This window comes from Paenibacillus sp. RC21 (genome assembly GCF_044907935.1).
GTDB lineage: Bacteria > Bacillota > Bacilli > Paenibacillales > Paenibacillaceae > Paenibacillus > Paenibacillus terrae_A.
The window spans coordinates 233,500-255,727 of the sequence record NZ_JBIYCS010000005.1 but is presented as its reverse complement, the minus strand read 5'-3'; the positions used below and the strand labels follow the sequence as shown (position 1 = coordinate 255,727).

General features: G+C 47.6%; 18 protein-coding genes and 1 riboswitch. Of the genes, 14 read left to right on the top strand and 4 right to left on the bottom strand.

Annotated elements, in window-relative coordinates; all coding sequences use genetic code 11:
* Positions 1-103 precede the first annotated feature (103 nt).
* Positions 104-760 (top strand): YheC/YheD family protein, encoded by a 657-nt coding sequence (locus ABIA61_RS18220; protein ID WP_283653172.1) that lies wholly within the window; start codon positions 104-106, stop codon positions 758-760.
* A gap of 282 nt (positions 761-1,042) precedes the next feature.
* Positions 1,043-1,186 (top strand): sporulation histidine kinase inhibitor Sda, encoded by a 144-nt coding sequence (gene sda / locus ABIA61_RS18215; protein WP_007431918.1) that lies wholly within the window; start codon positions 1,043-1,045, stop codon positions 1,184-1,186.
* Positions 1,187-1,347: 161 nt separating this feature from the next.
* On the opposite strand, the gene ABIA61_RS18210 is transcribed toward sda, so the two are convergent.
* Positions 1,348-2,352, bottom strand: a complete 1,005-nt coding sequence (locus ABIA61_RS18210) for an NAD(P)/FAD-dependent oxidoreductase (RefSeq protein ID WP_283653171.1) — start codon at positions 2,350-2,352, stop codon at positions 1,348-1,350.
* 245 nt (positions 2,353-2,597) lie between these two features.
* On the opposite strand from ABIA61_RS18210, the gene ABIA61_RS18205 reads away from it, so the two are divergent.
* The 4 genes from ABIA61_RS18205 to ABIA61_RS18190 all read left to right on the top strand — a co-directional run bounded on the left by ABIA61_RS18205 (position 2,598) and on the right by ABIA61_RS18190 (position 7,082).
* The gene (locus ABIA61_RS18205; RefSeq protein ID WP_283653170.1) at positions 2,598-3,788 is read left to right on the top strand and encodes an NAD(P)/FAD-dependent oxidoreductase; all 1,191 of its coding nucleotides are present in this window, start codon (positions 2,598-2,600) and stop codon (positions 3,786-3,788) included.
* A gap of 168 nt (positions 3,789-3,956) precedes the next feature.
* Positions 3,957-4,463 (top strand): MarR family winged helix-turn-helix transcriptional regulator, encoded by a 507-nt coding sequence (locus ABIA61_RS18200; RefSeq protein WP_283653169.1) that lies wholly within the window; start codon positions 3,957-3,959, stop codon positions 4,461-4,463.
* Between the two features lie 118 nt (positions 4,464-4,581).
* Positions 4,582-5,919 (top strand): HlyD family secretion protein, encoded by a 1,338-nt coding sequence (locus ABIA61_RS18195; RefSeq protein WP_283653168.1) that lies wholly within the window; start codon positions 4,582-4,584, stop codon positions 5,917-5,919.
* Positions 5,916-7,082 (top strand): ABC transporter permease, encoded by a 1,167-nt coding sequence (locus tag ABIA61_RS18190; protein ID WP_283653167.1) that lies wholly within the window; start codon positions 5,916-5,918, stop codon positions 7,080-7,082. The genes ABIA61_RS18195 and ABIA61_RS18190 overlap by 4 nt, the downstream gene beginning before the upstream one ends.
* Before the next feature lie 123 nt (positions 7,083-7,205).
* Here the strand turns inward: ABIA61_RS18190 and hemQ are convergent, their stop codons facing one another.
* Positions 7,206-7,985, bottom strand: a complete 780-nt coding sequence (gene hemQ, locus ABIA61_RS18185; protein ID WP_283653166.1) for a hydrogen peroxide-dependent heme synthase — start codon at positions 7,983-7,985, stop codon at positions 7,206-7,208.
* A 347-nt stretch (positions 7,986-8,332) separates the two neighbouring features.
* Between hemQ and ABIA61_RS18180 the strand changes: the two genes are divergently transcribed.
* The 4 genes from ABIA61_RS18180 to uvrC all read left to right on the top strand — a co-directional run bounded on the left by ABIA61_RS18180 (position 8,333) and on the right by uvrC (position 13,823).
* Positions 8,333-9,850, top strand: coding sequence for a replication initiation and membrane attachment family protein (locus ABIA61_RS18180; RefSeq protein ID WP_404581102.1), 1,518 nt, complete (start codon positions 8,333-8,335; stop codon positions 9,848-9,850).
* A 333-nt stretch (positions 9,851-10,183) separates the two neighbouring features.
* Positions 10,184-11,131: a primosomal protein DnaI gene (dnaI, locus tag ABIA61_RS18175; protein WP_283653164.1), complete on the top strand. Its 948-nt coding sequence runs from the start codon at positions 10,184-10,186 to the stop codon at positions 11,129-11,131.
* Positions 11,132-11,256: 125 nt separating this feature from the next.
* On the top strand, positions 11,257-11,574 hold the full coding sequence (trxA, locus tag ABIA61_RS18170) for a thioredoxin (protein ID WP_010347861.1): 318 nt from the start codon (positions 11,257-11,259) through the stop codon (positions 11,572-11,574).
* 158 nt (positions 11,575-11,732) lie between these two features.
* Positions 11,733-13,823: an excinuclease ABC subunit UvrC gene (uvrC, locus tag ABIA61_RS18165; protein ID WP_283653163.1), complete on the top strand. Its 2,091-nt coding sequence runs from the start codon at positions 11,733-11,735 to the stop codon at positions 13,821-13,823.
* On the opposite strand, the gene ABIA61_RS18160 is transcribed toward uvrC, so the two are convergent.
* Positions 13,792-15,522, bottom strand: a complete 1,731-nt coding sequence (locus ABIA61_RS18160) for a CPBP family intramembrane glutamic endopeptidase (protein ID WP_404581101.1) — start codon at positions 15,520-15,522, stop codon at positions 13,792-13,794. The two genes, uvrC and ABIA61_RS18160, sit on opposite strands and share 32 nt — an antisense overlap.
* 262 nt (positions 15,523-15,784) lie before the next feature.
* A riboswitch (cyclic di-AMP (ydaO/yuaA leader) is annotated at positions 15,785-15,934 on the top strand.
* Between the two features lie 541 nt (positions 15,935-16,475).
* On the opposite strand from ABIA61_RS18160, the gene ABIA61_RS18155 reads away from it, so the two are divergent.
* Positions 16,476-17,816 (top strand): TrkH family potassium uptake protein, encoded by a 1,341-nt coding sequence (locus tag ABIA61_RS18155; RefSeq protein ID WP_283653161.1) that lies wholly within the window; start codon positions 16,476-16,478, stop codon positions 17,814-17,816.
* A 48-nt stretch (positions 17,817-17,864) separates the two neighbouring features.
* On the top strand, positions 17,865-18,533 hold the full coding sequence (locus ABIA61_RS18150; RefSeq protein ID WP_044645478.1) for a potassium channel family protein: 669 nt from the start codon (positions 17,865-17,867) through the stop codon (positions 18,531-18,533).
* 15 nt (positions 18,534-18,548) lie between these two features.
* Here ABIA61_RS18150 and ABIA61_RS18145 read toward each other — a convergent pair whose 3' ends face one another.
* Positions 18,549-19,454, bottom strand: coding sequence for a LysR family transcriptional regulator (locus ABIA61_RS18145; RefSeq protein ID WP_044645479.1), 906 nt, complete (start codon positions 19,452-19,454; stop codon positions 18,549-18,551).
* A gap of 226 nt (positions 19,455-19,680) precedes the next feature.
* Between ABIA61_RS18145 and ABIA61_RS18140 the strand changes: the two genes are divergently transcribed.
* Positions 19,681-20,355: a succinate dehydrogenase cytochrome b558 subunit gene (locus ABIA61_RS18140; RefSeq protein WP_283653160.1), complete on the top strand. Its 675-nt coding sequence runs from the start codon at positions 19,681-19,683 to the stop codon at positions 20,353-20,355.
* A 106-nt stretch (positions 20,356-20,461) separates the two neighbouring features.
* Entirely contained in the window at positions 20,462-22,207 is a 1,746-nt protein-coding gene (gene sdhA / locus ABIA61_RS18135) for a succinate dehydrogenase flavoprotein subunit (protein WP_283653159.1), read from the top strand.
* Positions 22,208-22,228 lie beyond the last annotated feature (21 nt).

Below are 22,228 nucleotides of genomic sequence, written 5' to 3'. Positions count from 1 at the left end.
GATCTTGTCGAAATGGATATGTTCCTCGGGCAATCATCCAAGAATAGAGCATCCGTGTTGAGTATGTATAAGTATAGTTTGACGGCGAAAGGAGAGAGGATTCATGAGACAACTTGCAAGCAAGTGGTTAAAGACGAAGGCGCTGCTCCGCCATCCGTATACCGCCGTTTATATACCGGAAACGTGTCTGTATAGCGAAGATCAACTGCGCATGATGCTGCGGCGGCAAGCTTTTGTGTTCATAAAGCCTGTGAAGGGCGGCGGTGGAATCGGAGTCATGCGTGTGGCTAGGGGGCGCAGGGAATACACCTGCACGCGCATGGAACGCACATACCGGTTCAGCAGCTTTGGAGAGCTTGCTGTCGGAATCGGAAAGCTCCGGCTCCAGCGTCCGTATTTGATTCAGCAGGGTATTTTGTTGGCTACTATTCAGGGCAGACCGGTTGACTATCGGGTAAAAGTGGTGAAAGTGGGCCAGAAATGGGTTTTCCGGTCGGTGGTTGCACGTCATGCCCGTCCCGGACTGGTCATTACGAACCTGTGCAAAGGGGGAACTTTGATGAAGGGAATGGATGCACTTCGGAAGATTTATCCCCGCCAGGTGGCTACCCGAAAGCGACGTGAAATCGTTAATCTTACACAGCGGTGTATTCCTGTACTGGAGAAAAGATTTCCGGGGATTGGACAATTGGGATTTGATTATGGACTTGATCCGAATGGACGGATATGGATTTTGGAGGTAAACACAAGGCCCCAATAATTCTTGATTTTCTTGAATTCAATCCCATAAAATTCAATTTAGTAGATTGTGAATATAATATATTTGTGTAAACAATAAAAAATTTTTTTTTATTTACCAGCGTCAAAATCCTGTGTATAAGTATTGTCCACATTATCCCCTGTCACATATAAGGCTTTACGACACTTACCAACAATTTATACACAGGATTTCCACAACATGCTGTGGATAACAGAACGCTTGTTCCGTTTTTGGTATTTTGATAGAATAGATTTTGAAATAAAAGGAAAGGTTGTGTCGAGGATGGCTATGCTGACGGATGAAATGCTTTTGGATTCCTATCAGATGGCAATCGAGCTTAAACTTGAATGCGACTTCATTGCACTGTTGCTGGCTGAGATCCACAAAAGAAACTTAGAGATGAATACAGCCGTAGTCCTTCATTAGACCGGACAAGCTCTCGTACTGCGACTGTGAAGTCATTCAGGGTTCGAATGACTTTACGGACAATCACTGCAACGAATAGGCACACCGTAGAAAAGGGTATTTCACTCCAATAATTCAATTTTGGAGTAAAATACCCTTTTTTGTCATAGTCTAAGAATAGACTACAGTTTCATGTTACTACTGTGACCCGGGGACAGCTTGGCGTCCGGATCAACATAAACCTTGGCGTTGTTGACGGCCGTAGGCGCTTCACCGAAGCCGACAGCAATCAGCTTGAGCTTGCCTGGATAGGTCGTAATGTCCCCAGCGGCGAAAATGCCGGGAATATTCGTTTCCTGACGGGAATCGACCACGATGGAGTTACTTTCGATTTCGATTCCCCATTCGGCAATCGGACCGAGAGTGGATACAAATCCAAAGTTAACGATCACATCGTCCACTTCGATTTCCTGAGTTTCTTTGGTTTTTACATGAGCAAGGGTAACCTTCGTAATCGAGTCTTCCCCGTGCAGCTCTGTAATTTCGGTCGGTGTAACGACGTTTACTTTGGAAGCGAGGAGGTTTTCTACACTGTGTTCATGCGCACGGAATTTGTCGCGGCGATGAATCAATGTAACCTGTTCTGCAATCGGTTCCAGCATAAGCGCCCAGTCTACCGCAGAGTCGCCGCCGCCGCTGATCAGCACTTTCCGGCCTGCAAATTTACTCAGGTCGCTGACAAAGTAATGCAGGTTCGTTTTTTCAAAACGATCTGCGCCCGGCAGTTCCAGTCTGCGTGGCTCGAAAGCACCCACGCCAGCGGTAATAATGACCGCTTTACCGTGATACTCGCCGCCTTTATCTGTTTTTACGATGAAGTGGCGTTCTTCCTTTTTCTCTAATGATACGACTTTCTCTTCTAACTGTACTTCTGGATTAAAGTGGTTCATCTGCTGAACCAGATTGTTGACCAGTTCCTGTGCAGTCACTTTAGGAAAGCCAGCGACGTCATAAATATATTTTTCAGGATAAAGGGCTGCAAGCTGGCCTCCGAGTTGGGGCATACTTTCAATTAAGGTGACGGATGCCTGACGCATTCCCCCGTAGAAAGCAGCGAAAATACCGGCTGGACCGCCTCCGATGATAATCAGATCGCGGAGCTCCGCACCTGTGGATTGAGCTGTCACTCTAAAAACACCTCCGAAAGGGATAGTATGGATAATGAATATTAAATGTTGAATCAGCCGCATAGAGGTTAAAAAAAGCCACCGAACGTATGATTCACTGTCTATCATTATAAACTGCCGGGTTCCGCTTGCAAAGTTTAAGCGAATTATTATTTGATGAAGGTTATCCGGCGTGTATAAATAAGTCATTTTGAGAGCAAAGCTGTGAATAATCACTGATTACGTAAACCGGAAGGGGTAGAAGCATGAGCAGTATTCCCAAAATTGTCATTGTGGGTGCCGGGTATGGCGGTATTTTGACGGCTCAGCAATTGCAAAAGGAGCTCAAGCACAACGAGGCGGATGTCACGCTGATTAACCGCCATGATTACCACTATATAACAACGCATCTCCACATGCCCGCAGCGGGTACGGATACGATTGAGCATTCACGTATTCCGATTTCGCAGCTGATCGATGAGTTCAAAGTGGATCTAATCAAAGGGACGGTTAAGGATATCATACCGAAGGAGAAAAAAATCGTGCTGGAGGATGGATCGCTATCCTACGATTATCTGGTAATCGGGCTGGGCGGAGAACCGGAAACCTTCGGTATTCAGGGGATGGATAAGTTCGCGCTTACAATTCGAAGCATTAACTCGGTCCGCTTGATCCGTGAGCATGTCGAATACCAGCTTGCTTTGTATAAAAATGATGGAAACCCCGGACGGCTGAATTTTGTAGTCGGAGGTGCGGGCTTTAGCGGCATTGAATTTGTGGCGGAGCTGGCGGATCGTCTGCCACAATTGGCGAGAGCCTATGATATTGACTTTAACCGGATTCAAATCATTAACGTCGAGGCGGCTCCTACGGCATTGCCGGGCTTCGATCCGGAACTGGTAGAATACGCGATGGATGTCCTTAAGCGCAAGGGCGTTACCTTCCGCATCGGTGTTCCAATTAAGGAATGTCTTGAGGACGGCGTCATTGTTGGTGAGGGTGAGAAAATCGAAGCCTGCACGGTCGTATGGACTGGAGGTATTCGTGGTAACGGCCTGATCGAGAAAGCCGGATTTGAAGTGATGCGCGGACGGGTGAAGATCGACGATTTTCTACGCGCACCGGGCCATGACGACATTTTTATTATCGGGGACAGTTCTTTAATGTTTAATCCCGAAGGACGCCCGTATCCGCCGACCGCCCAAATTGCAATGCAGCAAGGGGTACTCTGCGCGAAGAATCTGGCAGCTACGCTTCGTAAAAAGGAGCTGCACAAGTTTGTATTTTCCAACAAAGGCACGGTTGCTTCTCTTGGAAAAGGGGAGGCTGTCGCCGTCGTGGGCAATCGCAAAATAAAGGGCTGGATAGCCGCGCAACTGAAAAAAATTGTGGATATCCGTTATCTGTTTATCATTGGCGGGATTCCGTTGGTGCTGAAAAAGGGACGTTTTTTCTAAGCTTGAGCATGACATCAAAAGATCTTATGCATTGAGAAGGTTTCCATGACTCCTGGCCAGGGGGCTTGGAAACCTTTTTTATTAATGTACTCCTAAAAAGGGTATTGACACATAACTATACGGCGACGTATAGTGTGGATATTAATTACAGAGGGGGGGGCCTTCACGTTGTATTCTGATTTTAACTTCAAGGGTGATCCCAAAAAGATAAATTTATTGGCAGAAAAATTTCCCCATGTGGACCCCCAATCGTTGAGTACGCTAGCGCTTTTCATGCAGACAGCTCATGAAGTATACAATGGTGTGTGCTCCAGACTGTCCGAATATGGACTATCGATTGGAAGTCTGAAAATTTTAATTCCGCTGTATCTGCATGAACGTGCATTGACTCCATCTGAACTGGCCGAATATTCAGGAGTAACACGGTCAACCGTAACCAGTGTAATCGACAAGCTGGAACGTGACGGTATCATCCGAAGAAGTACGCTGGCGGATCGCCGTATGACCGCAATCTCCTTGACTGAGGAAGGAAGACAGTTAATGACGGAAAGAATTCCGATGTTCATTCAGCTTTTTTCCGATTTATTGAAGGAATTTACGAAGGAAGATCATGTCCACTTCGCGGGGATGCTACAGAAGCTTTCCACAGGTGTGGAGCGAATAAAACGGGAATAAATGCTTTCCCAAGGCCGATAGTTAGACGTCGTACTATCAGATTGCGTACTTGTTTTTTTAAAACAATCATTTTTCCGCTTATTATTGGCTAAATCATCATGAAGGAGAGTTCATTGCAATGAATAAGAAGATCATTGTGTACGTTATACTTATTGCCGCGCTAGGTACTGGAGGTACGCTGATGGCTATGAGCGGCAAGGATGCTGTGAGTATGGCTGCCACACAAAAAAACACGCTGCTTACGGCAGATACCGTAAATGCTGCCTTTCAGGGCGTTGGGGGAAGAGTGAACACCATTGAGGTGAAGGAGGAACAACAGGTGAAAAAAGGGGATGTGCTCATGACCCTCGATCCTGTGGACCTCGACCTGCAAATTGAGAAATTAAAAACGGATATCGCGCAGGCTGATGTAAAAATAAAGCAGGCTAAAGACGGACTGCAAAATCAGTCAGAGAAAATTTCGACTTCAGAAAAACAGGGGCAACTGGATATTCAGGCTGCGCAAGCGGGAGAATCCCTGTTGAACCAAGGCACACGTGTGGAGGATATCCAGAAGCAAAAGCTGGCTATTGAAGCGGCGCAGCAATCGTTGGACGCATCTCTGACAGGAGTGGAGACATCCAAGAGAAATGCAGAGATCGCGCAAAAGACAGTGACCTCCAGACAACAGGCGCTGGAACTGGCTAAAATCAATTACAACCGTATTAAAGCTTTGTACGATGCTGGGGCTGGAACCAAGGCGGAGCTGGATAACGCTAAAAACCAACTGGATTCTGCACAAATTGTGCTAGATACAGCCCGGGATCAGGTGGAGATTGCCAATAATCAGATTACTGCGGCCAGCAAACAATCCGACATTGCTAAAAATAGTATCGCCCAGCAGCAAACCGCTCTGGAAAAAATGGAGGCAGGTGCAACCGCAGAGGAACGCGAACAGGCCCGCATCAAAACAGAAAAGGCCAAGGAAGCACTAACCCAGACCTCCCAAACACGTAAAGATGTTAAAAATAGTGAATACAACGTGGATCTTCTGGCTCAACAAAAGCAGGCATTAAGCGTTCAGCTCAAAACCTTGGAATTGCAGCGCGGACGTACGGTGCTGAAGGCATCCGCAGACGGTAAAGTGTCCCGCATTGTTCCCAAGATGGGAGAAATCGTTGCTACGGGGGCAACAGGCGTCGTTATTGAAACCAACCACCTATACTATGATATTTATGTGGATGAGGATTCCATCTCACAGTTTAAAGCAGGGGGAAATGTGGCTTCACATGTCGTAGCTTTAGACAAAAATATCCAGGGCAAGGTGAGATACGTTACCTCTGCTCCGCAGTATACCAACATGAGAATGAGCCGGGATAAAGGTTTGTCGGATATAAGCTCCTTCCAGGTAAGGGTAGATGTTCAGCGAACACCTGAATTATTACCTGGAATGACGATAGAGGTTGTGACGAAATGAAGGCGTTTATAGAAGAATGGAAGCTATTGATCAGCGGCAAGCTGGTATTCGTTATGCTGCTCGTCCCGATTGTCGTATCGGCATCTTTAGGGTTTGTTTTTAAAAACAATCAGCTTAATGATGCCTCTGTGGCTGTAGTCGATTTAGATCATAGCAATTATAGCCGACAGCTTATTAATAAATTAAATGCATCCCAGTATATTGATGTACGTTATGTGCAAGAGAATGAAACCGATCCGAATTTACTCTTATATAATGAAAAGTTTTTTGCAGTGATTTATCTTCCGGCAGGTCTGGAGGAGAATAGAGTTAAGGGAGTCCAGAGCAACATCGGCTTTTATGTAGATAACACGGTCGGGCTGGCTACAGGGAATCTGCGGTCGGCGGTGACGGAGATCATTGCCACGGAAAATGCGATGCTGGCTGGTGGTGGACTAAGGGGCATGGGAATGAGTGACAGCCAGGTTACAGGGCTTACCTCCAATATGCTACTCCAGCAGCGTCTGCTGTATAATCCGACCAATGTTACTTTGATGACCTCGGTTATGGGGTTCATGAATACGGTCATGATTTCACTGATTGGTGCTGCTGCGCTGACGATTGTTCCTCGCTTACGGGAGGAAGGACGATTAAAAGATGAGCTGCAGCATTCATACGGTCTGATTCTGAGGGTCATACCGTATGCGGTAGTTGGATGTGTATCCTTTTTTCTATCCATTGGTTTGCTCAAGCAGATCGGCGGACTCCGTTTTGAGGCCAATGTATGGCAAATGAGTATTCCGTTTCTACTGTACACGATTACTTTGGGTTTGTTTGCAATGGTTCTGGGATGGAGTGCGGCTAATCCGGGAAAAGCTTCCCCGCGTCTCATGCTGCTTATATTGCCTTCGTTTATGCTGAGTGGTGCTCAATTGCCGGTAGCTATGCTACCTCCATCGTTGCAGTATGTAAGTAACATTCTTCCATTAACCTGGCATTTCAAGTTTTTGAGAGGGATGGGATTCAAGGGCGGAAGCTTGAAGTATTTCATTCCTGAGGTTGGAGGATTTTTGATCCTGTTAAGTGCTTTGTTGCTTCTGATCTTTATTCTGATTGCTCTGGAGAAAAGAAAGCTGGCAAAAAGCGAGGATGCAGCTGTAGTGGTTGAACCTGTGTTACACTAATATCAAAGAATATGATTTTTCAGGCGCCTGTGAGGGGGCCTTTTCTCATCTTGTGCGGCTTTGCAGCATATAAAAAGGATTCCGCATTCCCTAAAGCGGGAGTTCACGAAATCCTTGGTCGTTTTATAGCTTTAACATGTCTTCAAATGTTTCTTCGTTCAGGACGCTGCCGACATAGAAGGAGCCGAACTCGCCGTAACGGGCGCTGACTTCGTCAAAACGCATTTCGTAGATCAGCTTTTTAAATTGAAGTGCGTCGTCGGCGAACAGCGTGACACCCCATTCCCAATCGTCGAAGCCGATAGAACCGGAAATGATTTGCTTCACTCTGCCAGCGTAGCTGCGTCCGATCAAACCGTGGCTGCGCATCAGAGTGCGACGCTCGTCCATCGAAAGCATGTACCAGTTGTCATCCAGATCGCGTTTTTTGTTCATCGGATAGAAGCAAATATATCGAGCCTTGTTCAAAACAGGCTTCAGACGTGCAACAATTTGCGGATTTTGCATCGGATCTTCTTCTTTGCTCAAATAGTTGCTCAGCTCGACCACACTCACGTAAGAGTAGGTTTTAGTCGTATATTTGGCAAAGGTTGTTTTGTTAAAATCATTTTCGAGTTTGTTGAGATCTTCCAGCGTTTCGCGTAGATGTAACATTACAAAATCAGCCTTTTGTCCGATTACAGTATATACGGCAGAGCTGCCCAGACCCGCTTCCTCGGTAACGCTCCATTCCTTCATAAACTCTTGAAGCTCGTCCAGCGCCCCGGCGCGTTCTTCATCGTCTGCTGTTTTCCATGCCGTCCAGTTGATGGATCGGAAATCGTGAAGTGCATACCAGCCTTCCAGCGTGGATGCTACTTCATTTGGCGTTGATGGGGGTTGTTGAGGTTGATGTTGGTTCACAATGGTCACTCCTTTTTCAAATCTGTAAATAATCATCGGCATGGCCGAAACATGTGCGTTGTAAGTATGTCCTGCGAATAAAGAATGTGTAATGCTTAACTATTATATTGTAGCCCAAATAAAGGATTTTCACCAATGAAAGAAATGTGAAGAATTTTATTTTTTCCGTGATGCAGGTCACAAGCAGTAAAATAGTTAGTATTCTCGAAAAAAGGGGAACACGGACGAATGAGGCTGCCAAAAAGGAGGACAATTGGACTTATTTTGCTGGTCTCAGCTGGGGTCAAGTATGATAGAATAGAAAAACATCTTGGAGACCGTTATGTCAGGAAAGGAAGAATGTTGGAATGCGGATGAAAAACCTGCTGCACTATACTGAGAACCACCGCTACTGCGTTTATCGGGAATTCGGCTTGAGCGCACTGGATGAATTGATGCTGGGAAGCGTCTATCAGCCGATGGTAGGCGCATTTGCGGTCAGCCTGTATCGGCTATTGTTCCAGCATGTGCCAGTCGGACAGATCGGTTATTCGCCGCTGGAGCAGCAGCGTCGTCTTTTTCTGACACTAGGGCTGGAGCCGAGTGAGAAGGGACGCAAGCATCTAATTGAACAGACCTCCAAGCTGGAGGCTGTCGGTCTGTTGCAGACGTCCAGGCTGTATGCACCGGAAACGGACGACTATATGTATGAATATGAGATGCAGCCACCGCTTGCACCTGCCGATTTTTTCAGGACGCAGCATCTTACTCTTTTGTTGAGAGACAAAATTGGCAAGTTTGCGGTGCTTTCTCTGCGAGAATCGCTGTGGAGCAGCGAATCTGTGGAATGGTCGCAATCTTCCTATAATAAAGAGAATATATCTATTCCGTTTTACGAGTTATTTGAGCTGAACACCCATGTCATTGATTACGAGTTGGAGCAGGCGCTTTCCGAGGTGTCTTCGGGCCGTCACAATGGGGCTTTGGCCGCAGAGTCGGAGGAAGGGCTGAATTATGCAGACATCATTCTCCGTTTTCCGCGTGAATCCGTTAATCGCAAGCATGTAGAGCGTCTGCGTTTTGAGCACGAGCAGTTAGGCATGGTCAATTACGTTGTTCGCAAATTTGACTTATCTGTACAGGACATCAGCCGCTTGCTGGATGAGGACGGTGTTTTTACCGAAGCGGGCGATTTGCTGCTAGACGAGCTTCAACTCCGGGCCAGCCAGCATTCCAGACAGGATCGGAAGCGTCAGGAGGAACAGCAGGTGCAGGCCGCCAAAGTGGTTGCTCTGCGTCAGAGAGAAGCTGCCACTTCGGAAGAGCCTCCTGCGGAGCAGGCCGTGGAAATGGAGTTCTATGTGGAAGTTCCACCACAGTTCACAGCTAAATGCGACATTCACCAATATAATATGATGCTGCGCAACGAGCCTTATCGTCGTTTGTTGCAAACCTTTTTCCCCGGCACGGTTCCCGGTAACCTGCTGGATATATTCGAAAAGATTGATATCAGCTACAAGTTGCCCGGTGAAGTCATCAATGTACTTATCCATTATTTAATGTCCCTGCTGGTATCAGGAAGCGATCAGCGGATCAACCGAAACTTTGTCGAGGCCGTCGCTTCCAATATGCTGTTAAAGCAGGTAAGTACCTACGAAAAGGCCGTTCAATATATACGTGACCAAGCCAAGGTAAAAGGCAAGCAGTCCGCTGCCTCTCCTTCCGGCGGCCGTTCCCGTTCGTATGCCAAAAACAACGGCCCATCCAAGCCATCCATTCCCATCGTACAGGATCATCCTGCCGAGGAACCGGTATCCGAGGAAGAACTGGATGAATTGCTGCGCCTGGCCGAACGAATGCAATCCGGCAAGCAAAAAAAGGTGTAGTGGATAGCTCTACGCTAAATCAAACTATCAATTGGTTTTGATCCAAAACCAATTAGGTATTATAAAAATGTTCAGCGAAGCCAATTCAAATATGTGTCGACTTTATGGCGGTCGGCAGCGGAGCGGGCAGAATTGTTCTGTAGAAGCGAAGCGTTTGCCTAAAAGCTTTCCGAAGGAAAGCTGGCATCGTAAGCATAAGCTATCCCCGGATTTTAACCTTTAAATCCTTATTCCAATAGGAAAAATCTGAGGATAACAGCAATCGGAAGAACAATCTGCATGCGAAGCATCTCCCCTCCATAATTCTGTACATTTTAGAAAGGAGGAGCGTTCTTGGAATCACTGGGCGATTTGCTACAGCAGATGCAGAACCCTTCGTTTCGCCAGCGCACGCGCAATGTGGCCGATCAGGTTCTCAATGATCCGCTGGTGCAGGAATTTTGTGCTGCGCATCAAGATATTGACGAAACACAACTGCGATTAAACATGAGTATGCTTTTTCAGTATGCCCGGGATCGTCGAAATTGCGACAATTGTCCGGGACTCGAACAGTGTCCTAACGATTTTCAGGGACATTTTTGCAAGCTGGGCGTAGAATACCCAAATGGTACAGCCGAAATGGTGGACATCCGTACCCCTTGCGCCAAACTGGTAGCTTCACAGCACGAACAGCGGGTGCGTCAGCGGATTAAAAGCTTTTATGTGGATGAGCGTGCGCTCTTGGAAGGCTATAATGCCCTTGAGATTGCACGTAAGGATGCACAACGTATGCCCGCAGTCACACAACTATTCCGTTACATCGAAGAAACGAAAAGCCAGGGTTTATCCAAAAAAGGACTCTACCTGGAAGGTACGTTTGGTACGGGTAAGACCTTTTTAATGGGATATCTGCTGCACGAGCTGGCCCTGTCCGGACTGAACGGTGTGATTGTGTATATGCCTGATTTTGTGGAGGACTTAAAGTCCATGATTCAGGAAGGGCAGAAGCTGAAGGAAACGACTGAAATGCTTAAAAATTGTGATCTGCTCGTATTTGACGACATTGGAGCCGAAAATTTGAGTCCATGGGTACGGGATCATGTGATGGGCTCGATTTTAAATTATCGAATGAACCGCAAACCTACCTTTTATACTTCGAATTATTCGTTGCAAGGGCTGGAGAAGCATCTGAGCTTTACGAGCAAGGACGGTGAGGAATTGTACAAGGGACAGCGTTTGATGGACCGGATTCGCCCTTTTGTAGATGTCATTACCGTTAAAGGGAAAAATCAGCGAGGATAATTGTAAATCAATTTGCTATTTTGATATCTTACAATTAAAAAACTATTGTGATATAATTAAAAGGTGTCAAAAAAGAAATTACAGGTTATAATAATCTTGACTTTTCTATAAAGGAGGAACATACAATGGCAATTGTTAACGTGTCCGACCAATCCTTCAACGCAGAAGTCGAAGGTACAGGAACCGTTTTGGTTGATTTTTGGGCGCCATGGTGCGGTCCTTGCAAAATGATCGCTCCTATTCTGGAGGATCTGTCCACAGAAGTTGGCGACAGCGTCAAAATCGCGAAAGTGAACGTGGATGAAAACCCAGAGTCTGCTTCCCGTTTCGGCGTTATGAGCATTCCTACCCTGATCGTCTTCAAAGACGGACAGCCCGTTGATAAAGTGGTGGGTCTGAATTCCAAAGAAGCGCTGAAAAGCATGCTTACCAAACACCAGTAATTATCGCATGTGACCCATGCTCCTGCGGGGGCTTGGGGAGCGGCCATGAACGGTCAATGCCTCCGGTTGTAAATACCGGGGGCGTTTTTGTGTATTATTCCTGTATATTATATAGTAGTCGAGCAGTCATTATAAGAATGGAAGGAGGAACCGGGCGAATGGAATCTTATGCGGAGGACTTGCGGAATCAGGAGAAGGCGCTGGAGAACATACGACACAAATTAGCGTTGCTGCCAGATGCATCGGGCTGTTACTTGATGAAGAACAGCGAGGGCACCATCATTTATGTCGGCAAGGCCAAAGTGCTGAAAAACCGGGTCCGTTCCTATTTTACAGGCAGCCATAACGGCAAGACGCAGCGACTGGTTTCCGATATCCGTGATTTTGAATATATCGTTACGGGCAGTAATATGGAGGCGCTCATTCTGGAGTGCAACCTGATTAAAAAGCATCAGCCGCGCTATAACGTGCTGTTGAAGGATGACAAAACCTTTCCTTATTTGAAAATTACGAACGAGGAGCACCCCAAGCTGGAGGTGACCCGGCGCGTTCTGAAAGATAAAGCAAAATATTTTGGCCCTTATCCTAATTCCTACGCGGCACATCAGACGAAGAAGCTGCTGGACCGTATGTATCCGTTACGCAAGTGCGGTGTGATGCCGAAGGAAGTGTGCCTTTATTATCATATGCATCAATGCCTGGGCCCTTGTGTGAAAGAGGTTGCGAAGGAAACGTATGACCAGATTGGTCAGGAGATCGGTTCTTTTTTGAGTGGCGGGCATGAGGAAATCAAAAAGGATCTTCAACGCAAAATGCAGGAGGCCGCAGAGGAGCTGTACTTTGAGCGTGCCAAGGAGCTACGCGACCAGATTATCAGCATTGACGCGATGATGGAAAAGCAGAAGATCACGACAGCCGATGCGAAGGACCGCGATGTATTTGGATTTTCGGTAGACAAGGGCTGGATGTGTGTGCAGATCCTATATGTTCGTAAAGGTAAAATGATCGAGCGGCATATGTCTACGTTTCCTTTTTATGGCGAGGCCTACAGCGACTTTATGTCCTATGTGACGCAATATTATAGTGATAACCCGGCGGTGCCGCAGGAAATATTGCTGCCGGATACACCGAAGCTGATGAAGCAGGCGGAACAGGGTGATGTCGGTCAATCGGCTGTGACGGAAGCTGTTTCTCACACTGCAACAACCGAGGGAACCGCACAGACCAGTAACAATGCTGTACAAGAAGCAGGGACATTATCGGATGTGGCAAATGAAGAGCAGCCGTTCGAGCGTTCCGCGGATGCACTGCTGGTGGCCGAAGAGCGTGCTTCTTATGGAGAAGCAACGGAGCAGGACCAGACAGAAGCCCAACTGTCCGGCGGGCTGGAGGAACCAGCTACGGCGGCACTCGCTCTGGCTGAATGGCTGGATGTAAAGGTACTGGTGCCTCAGCGTGGACTGAAAAAGCAAATGACGGGTATGGCTACGGAAAATGCACGGGTTGCTTTGGATGAGAAGTTTAAGCTGATTGAGCGGGACGAGGAACGGACATCCAAGGCTGCAAGCAATCTGGGGCGTGCGATTGGGCTGGATAGCCTGCATCGGGTGGAGGCGTTTGATAACTCCAACATACAGGGCTCCGATCCAGTCTCGGCAATGATTGTGTTCATTGATGGCAAGCCTGCCAAGAAGGAATACCGTAAATATAAAATCCGTTCAGTGCAGGGGCCGGATGATTATGAAACGATGCGTGAGGTTATTCGGCGTCGATATGAACGTGTGCTCAAGGAAAATCTGGAGCGTCCGAATTTGATCGTCGTCGATGGTGGACGCGGACAGATTAAGGCCGCTGTGGATGTGCTGGAGAATGAACTGGGTTTGTTCATTCCTGTGTGTGGTCTGGTGAAGGATACCAAGCATAGAACCTCTCAACTACTGGTGGGGGATTCTCCAGAGGCCGTGACACTGGCCCGCAACAGTGAAGAATTTTACCTGCTGCAACGCATTCAGGACGAGGTTCACCGATTCGCCATTACATTCCATCGTGAGCAACGGGGCAAATCCATGGTAACCTCTCGTTTGGACTCGATTCCGGGAATTGGCGAGAAGCGGCGTAAGCTGCTGCTTAAGCATTTTGGCTCACTTAAAAAAATAAGAGAGGCCAGCGTCGAAGACTTCCGGCCTCTCTCTATCGGTGATAAGCTTGCGCGTCAGATTATAGCTGCCCTTCGGGAGGAGGAGTCGTAGAATACGGCTCTTCTTTTTTTATGGGCTCAAACATGACTCGATTTGGTTTCTTTGGACTAAACCAGTACATGATATAGGCCACAATGGCAGGGAGCACGATCCAGAATATACCTGCGAACAGGTTCACGCTATCTCCCAGCGTCATCACACTCAGTCCCATCAGAATGCTGTCAAAAATAACGTGGCTGAACATGGCGGCAATAAAGCCGTAGCGCAGGAACACAAAACTGAACAGCAATCCAAGGAAGGTCAGCTCAATCGGTCTGGAAATGACCGGATAGATCGGATACAGTGTGTGCCCCAGTGCCCAAATCAATGTGGTGATCAGACAGGCAACAAAAGTATTTCTTACTATTTTTTTCACCATCGGAATACCAAACAGACGGTATACGGCTTCCTCTCCAATACCAGCCATCCAGGCCATAATCGGCAGTAGCCATGGATAAGCCATGTTATAAGGAGACTGTGTGGCATCTGTTGTGGAGAACGTATTAAGCGTGCGCTCCAGTACAAAGAACAAAATGGATTGCACCCCAAGTAAAATAAAGGCCCACAAGTAGCCAACATACATACTGCGAAGCACATACAGCCCATAGCCAGACTCCTTGGCGCGTGGCCATGCATTCAGTCCAACCTTGCGCATCAGCCCGTCACCGCCGACCAAGGAGAAGTAGATCGCTACAGCCATTACGAAGGAAACCACAACTTGCAAAATCATAAGAAATATAAGCGCTCCCCGTACGCCTGCTTCCGCTTGCAGTACAGGTAGCATGTTAAATGTTCCTGCCATACTGGCAGCAAAATATACAATGGACAGAACAATGCCGCGTATAAAGGAAGTGTGGCGTCGTGTGAGTGAGGCGTATACGATGGCAAGTATGCCCAAGACCATGCTTAATAAGGCATAACCCGCGTAGGTCATCCAGTTTGCCCAGTACGTTTGTTTTTTGACATAATCCGTATAGGACGATGGGGCAGAAAAGCTTTGTGTAAACGAGCGAACATCCCCGTCTTCAAAAGTAAAAGCCAGTGTAAGCACCGAGGAACCGATTTTCTTATCGTCCACGGTATACTTCAATCCACCCTCGCCATCGGTTGTTGCGAGCTTCAAGTCCGACGGCTTAAAGCCAAAGCGCTTCACCCAAGCTGTCGCTGCCTGCTCCTTCGCATCCAGCGTCATGTCTCCCTCAGCTGCACGTACAAGCCTGTTACGTGCTTGCTCATCCGTAGAAATATCAGCTTGTGTGTAACTGGTGCTGGAGGTAATTCGTTTAAAGCTAACGACTTTGCCAGTGGACAAATCCACATGAATTTGCAACTTGCTCTTCGAAGAAGGTTCCGGCAAATCGACCCGGAAGGTTTCGTAAGGATAACTTTTTTTCCATGTACGGTCATACTGTTGAAGCAGCTTTTCTCTGGATAAATAACCGTACAGGTCCGTTTCGGCCTGATAGGTCACCAGAGGCTCCTTAGACCGTAATTCGGTATAGCTCAGCTCGGAGCGGGCGAAGTCCAGTGCGTGTATGACTGCTTCCTGCTTGCTGATGACCTTGGCATTCGCCAGTGCCTCCGGATTCGGATTACTAAATGAGGGAATAAGCAATTGAAAGACAAAAAAGCAAATCAGGCCAATCGCGCCCAGCAAGCCTAATCTTTTGAAGTTGGCCGTGAGCACGACCGGTTTCCCGATAGGATTCATGAGTTTCCTCCTTAATCTGTAAATAAGAACATCCATTAAAGATATCATACTGCACAGGTTCCCGCCAACAGACCTACGATATTCATGAAAATGGAGTGAAAGCACTTTAAAGTTTCAATAAAATAAGATAAGCTGCGATTAAAGGTGGCCTATTCTCAAATTACCGCTAATTTAACGTTATTTCGACGAAATCGGTTTTGTGCTCTGCATACATAAAGATTATAATCTTGAGGCAATGGATATGAAATACATAGGTAACGATATACATTTTGAGCCGAATTTCCATAGGAAAACGGGGGAACCATGTTACTGGGGTGAATTTCACAGCCGGTCTCGGACCGGAAGTGTGAATAGGGCATACTGTGCTGCCCGAATCCGTCAGCTAACCTCGTAGGCTGTGAGCAGGAACCAAGTCAGGCACTCGGTTTTCCGGTGTCTTTTTTTGTGCGATTAAAACGTAGCTGAGTTAAGTCCGCTTCGCGCTCCATTTGATCTTCCGATCGCTGTTGTCTCTGAATTTTATTGGATTAGATAAGCCCTGTTAAGGTTAAAATTCAGAGACAAAGGCGAGCGCTACCGCTTCTCCAGATTCAAATGGATCGCTGCGCTGCTGCCCGCCTTAAAGTCACTAAACGTTTCATGAGGTAGTGAGGTATGAAGTGTGATGAGTACTGATAGGTAAAAGTATCTTGCTCTGCGGATACTTTTCTGTTTGCTAAAAAAACGGACTAAAGAAACTGAAAAGAGATTGGTGATTTTATGAGCTGGCAGTAGCGGAGGGGGCAGAATTGTTCTGAAGAAGCGCCAGCGTTTGCCTTTACCACCGGATTTTAACCATTAAAAGGGCTTATAAAATCAGAAAAAAATCCGGGGGTAACAGCAATCGGAAGAACAATCTGCACCCGGAGCGTCTCCATGCTCATAATTCACCTAGTAGGAGCAGTGATAAATAGATGAATCCCAATGCAAGATGGCTTCGGCTTTCTCCACCGCAGATATTTGTTGCGGGCTTTGCCATTATCATTCTTATAGGCAGCTTGTTGTTAATGCTGCCGATTTCCAATACAACGGGGAAGCCGCTTGCATTTATAGATGCTTTGTTTACAGCTGCCTCCGCAACCTGTGTAACAGGTCTTGTCGTTAAGGATACTGGTACCTTCTTTACCACCTTTGGTCAGGTGGTTATCGCTGCGCTGATCCAGATTGGTGGTCTCGGCTTTATGACGATGGCTACTTTGATTGCGCTGGTGTTCAAGCGCCGCATTTCCTTGCGGGAGCGCCTGATTTTGCAGGAAGCGATGAATCAGACTTCTGTTGAGGGAATTGTCGGATTGATTCGTAGGGTGTTGCTGTACTCGCTAATTATTGAGGGCGTGTGCGCCACGATATTCGCGATTCGCTGGTCCTTTGATATGCCCGTAGGCAGGGCGATTTATTTTGGAATCTGGCATGCGATTTCCATGTTTAACAATGCAGGCTTTGATTTATTCGGTCAATTTCGCAGCCTGACAGGTTATGTGTATGATCCTATTGTTAATTTTACAGCTATGTTTCTGATTATTTCGGGTGGCATCGGCTTTGTGGTTATGTCGGACCTGGTAGAATACCGCAAGCGCGGGAGACTTTCCTTGCATACCAAGGTGGTACTCAGTATGACGGCTGCCCTGATTGTAGTCGGTACGCTCGTCATCTTTGTATTCGAGTTTACCAATCCGAAGACATTGGGCTCGCTGGATTGGAGTGGAAAGCTGCTGGGATCTTTATTCCAGTCCGTAACACCACGCACCGCAGGTGCCAATACGTTAGATATCGCTGGCTTGCGACAGGCCACGCAGTTTTTCATCGTTATATTGATGTTTATCGGTGCTTCTCCTGGCTCTACTGGAGGCGGTATTAAGACGACAACGTTTGCGCTGCTCATTGGAGCCGTGATTTCGATGCTGCGGGGTCGGGAGGATATTGTGCTGTTCAAATACCGGCTTGCGCAGGGGCGAATTTACAAGGCTTTGACTATTACACTGCTTGGGCTGCTGTTTGTGATTGGCGTGACGATGATTTTATCGGCAACCGAGGATCATCATTTTCTGATGATATTATTCGAGACGGTGTCTGCATTTGGGACGGTGGGATTGTCCATGGGACTTACACCTGACTTGACAGTTATAGGCAAGCTGGTCATTACCCTGACGATGTTTGCGGGCAGATTGGGTCCGCTCACGCTCGCTTATGCAATGACTCCGAAAAAGGGTAAGGAATTATATCGTCATCCGGAAGGCAAAATGATTATAGGATGAATCAATCATTTATGAAATTGATTCAGATAAGGGAGTTTTCGAGTAGATATGAAAACGCAGCAGTTTGTAGTTATTGGTTTGGGACGATTTGGCTCAAGCCTGGCTTTGCAATTGGTAGATATGGGGTGCGAGGTGCTTGGCATCGACCGGAATGAGGATGTTGTGGACAGTATGAGTGAGCTGTTGACGCATACCGTCGTGGCGGACGCTACAGATGAGGATTCACTACGATCACTGGGCATCCGCAATTTCGATTGCGGCATTGTTGCGATTGGTGCTGATATTCAGGTCAGCATTCTGGCTGCCATTTTGCTAAAGGAGCTGGGAGTGAGCAAAGTCGTTGCCAAAGCGATTTCTGTGCTGCACGGACGGGCGTTGGAAAAGCTCGGTGTGGACCGGGTCATTTATCCCGAGCGGGATATGGGGATACGGGTCGCGCATCAACTGGTCACGCCTAATTTGCTTGATTATTTGGAGCTGTCCAAGGAATACAGTATTGTAGAACTCAACGTTCCTGCATGTCTGCATGGCAAAACGCTATCTGAGCTGAATGCCCGCACCCGCTTTGGTTGCAGCATCGTCGCGCTTCATACGGCGAACGGTATCCTGATTGCACCAACAGCGATGGATCGGCTAAAAGCGGACGATATTATGGTCATCATCGGCTCCAATGATAATATCGGCCGCTTCGAGGACGAGGTCGTTAACGTTAACTAGGAAAGCTGTTCTCAGCTACACCATACGATAGCCTGCAAACGATGCACGTGTCTCGCTGATCCAGCGCCGTGCTGTCGGCCCCAGATCGGTTGTCTCCGAGTAGATAAGGGAGGTGGTGCGTCGTGTCTCCTTCAGATCGGGCAAGTACAGCGCGGTTAGCCCATTATCCCGAAGCAGCTCGCTGCGCAAGTAGGATTTGGGCAGCAATGCGGAAGCCTTGCAGGTCGGCAGCAGGCGCACAATCGCCTCGAACGAGTCGATTTCCATACGGATATCCGGCATGATGCCGCTGCGCTGGAACAGGTCATCTGTAAGACTGCGATACCAGGTTCCCTTGGAAAAAATAATCATTGGCAGTCCTTGCAGGTCTTTCATCGAGGCCGTTCCCGTCTTCATCGTTAATTCATGTCCGATCGGAACGACTAGCTCCAAATGATCATCAAACAGCGGAATGCAACGCAGTCCGGCCTCATGAATGGCAGACCCGACAATACCGGCGTCTGCTTTTTTGTCGCGTACAAAAGCGACGATTTCATGGGTTTTGCCCGTGAGTAGTTTCAGCTCGGTTTGGGGATGCTTGCTCATGAAAGCTTCAACGAGGGTAGGTAGCGTCGTTTGGAGTGTCGTCAGACTCGCGCCCAGTGTGAGCATGCTCTGGGCTTCGTTTTTGTGCTGGGACAGCTTTTGCAAAAAGCGGAGCTGCCGTTGCCGTTGCTCCAGTGCGAAGGTATATACAAATCGGCCTGTCGACGTAATTTCGAGTCGTTTGCCCCTCCGATCAAAGAGGTTCACACCCATCTCTTCCTCCAGCTTGGCGATTTTGCGGGACAGGGCCGGCTGGGACAGATTAAGCAGCTTGGAGGCTTTATTCAGGCTGGATTGCTCGACAATGACAGCAAAAGCGTTCAAATCCTCAAACAAATCATCCACTTCCTCTCTATATGCAAAAAAGACATAACAATTAATACGTATATTGCAATTCCATTATAAGCCGAAAAGGAGTAACATGAAAGCGACACAAGATGTTCACACTTTTGTTTTCCCTTTTAAGGAACACCTTGTTGGACATTTCCTGTCGGAAACTGTCATTTCATATGTTATATTACTATTGAAAACGCTATTATTGGGAGAAGGGAGCATTACCTAGATGAGAGGATTTTATTCCAGAAAGCTGCACTCGCTTCTTGGCGTCATCCCGCTGGCTCTGTTTTTTGTAGAGCATTTGGTGACCAACTTCACAGCGGTGGAGGGCGGCAAGGAAGGATTCAATCGCAGCGTGGCCTTCCTGAATGGTCTACCGCTTGTTATTGTGCTTGAAACGTTATTTATTTACTTACCATTGCTGTTCCATGGAATCTATGGCTTGTATATCGCTTACCAGGCTGATCCGAATGTCAAAAATTTTGGCTATTCGCGTAACTGGCGCTTTCTGTTTCAGCGCATTTCCGGTGTGATTACGTTCGTATTCATTATCTGGCACGTATATGATACACGTTTTCAGGTGGCTCTGGGTAATGTAACACATGAGCAGCTAGGCGGCGTGATGCATGGCATTGTAACGAATCCGGTTTATTTTATCCTTTATTTAATCAGTGTTGTTTCGGCATCCTTTCACTTTGCTAACGGACTATGGGCTTTTATGGTCAGTTGGGGGATTACGGTGGGACCGCGTGCACAAAAAGTGTCCTCCTATATCTGCATGACCTTGTTCGTGGTTGTATCCATCGGCTTCATCGCTTCCCTGTTGGCATTCCGCAGCGCGGAATTCCAGGAAACGGCAACCGCCTTGATACAAAGCAGTGCTATTCAACAGCTACTGTAAAAAATGAATGCACACTTTACGTGTTTGCAATACATCGTTTGCAGATTCTATTTCTTATGGTAAAAGGGGATTTGGCTAAAATCCTGAAAAAAAGGAGTGAGCAGAAATGGCAGCATCCAACATCATTGTCGTGGGCGGCGGTCTTGCGGGTCTAATGGCTACGATCAAGGCGGCAGAGGTAGGAGTTCACGTTCATTTATTTTCTTTGGTTCCGGTCAAAAGGTCCCATTCCGTTTGTGCTCAAGGCGGCATCAACGGCGCGGTGAATACGAAGGGTGAAGGTGACTCACCCTGGATTCACTTTGACGATTCGGTCTATGGCGGGGACTTTCTGGCAAACCAGCCTCCGGTAAAAGCGATGTGCGAAGCGGCTCCGGGAATTATCCATCTCATGGACCGTATGGGTGTCATGTTTAACCGGACACCGGAAGGACTGCTGGATTTCCGCCGCTTCGGGGGTACGCAGCATCATCGGACCGCCTTTGCTGGAGCGACGACAGGGCAGCAGCTTTTGTACGCACTTGATGAACAGGTACGGCGCTGGGAATCCGAAGGCTTGGTGACCAAGTATGAAAACTGGGAGTTTTTACAGGCTGTACTAGATGATGAGAGTATCTGTCGCGGCATCTGTGCGCAGGATTTGCGCACGATGGAAGTGAAGACTTTTGCAGCGGATGCAGTTATTTTGGCATCGGGCGGACCTGGCATTATTTTCGGTAAAACCACGAATTCCGTGATCAATACCGGTACGGCTGCCGGGGCGGTATATCAGCAGGGCGTACGCTATGCCAACGGCGAGTTTATCCAGATTCATCCGACGGCTATTCCTGGGGATGACAAGCTGCGTCTGATGTCTGAGTCGGCACGGGGAGAGGGCGGCCGTATCTGGACATACAAGGACGGCAAGCCGTGGTATTTCCTCGAAGAAAAGTATCCGGCTTATGGAAATCTGGTCCCTCGTGATATTGCGACACGTGAAATATTCAGTGTATGTGTCGATGATGGGCTCGGCATTAATGGCGAGAACATGGTGTACCTTGATCTGTCCCACAAGGACCCGAAAGAGCTGGACGTGAAGCTGGGCGGTATTATTGAAATTTATGAAAAATTCGTCGGTGACGATCCGCGTAAAATACCGATGAAAATCTTCCCGGCTGTGCATTATTCGATGGGCGGCATGTGGGTCGATTACAATCAGATGACGAATATTCCGGGACTGTTTGCCGCCGGGGAATGTGAATTCCAGTATCACGGAGCGAACCGTTTGGGTGCCAACTCGCTGCTGTCAGCCATTTATGGCGGGATGGTGGCTGGACCAAAGGCTGTGGAATACATTAAAGGCTTGAAAAAATCCGCGCAGGATGTAGCTTCCTCCGTGTTCGATGCGGCGGTCAACCAGCAGACAGAGAAGTATGAGCGTATTTTGCATATGGACGGGAAAGAAAATGCCTATGTCCTTCATAAAGAACTGGGCGAGTGGATGACGAATAACATGACCGTGGTTCGTTATAATGACAAGCTGGAAGCTACGATCCACAAGATTAAGGAGCTGAAGGAGCGTTATTCCAACATTAACATTAATGATGCTTCGCGCTGGAACAATGCGGGTGCGGCGTTCACACGTCAGCTGTGGAATATGATGGAGCTGGCCGAAGCGATGACTAAAGGAGCGCTGCTGCGTAACGAAAGCCGTGGAGCCCACTACAAACCTGACTTCCCGGACCGTAACGATGAGGATTTCCTGAAAACGACGATTGCGGACTGGACACCGGAAGGACCGCAAATCTCGTATGAAGCGGTAGATGTTTCGTTGATCAAGCCGCGTATTCGGGATTACTCCAAGAACAAGTAAAAGGAAGATACAGAAGGGAGT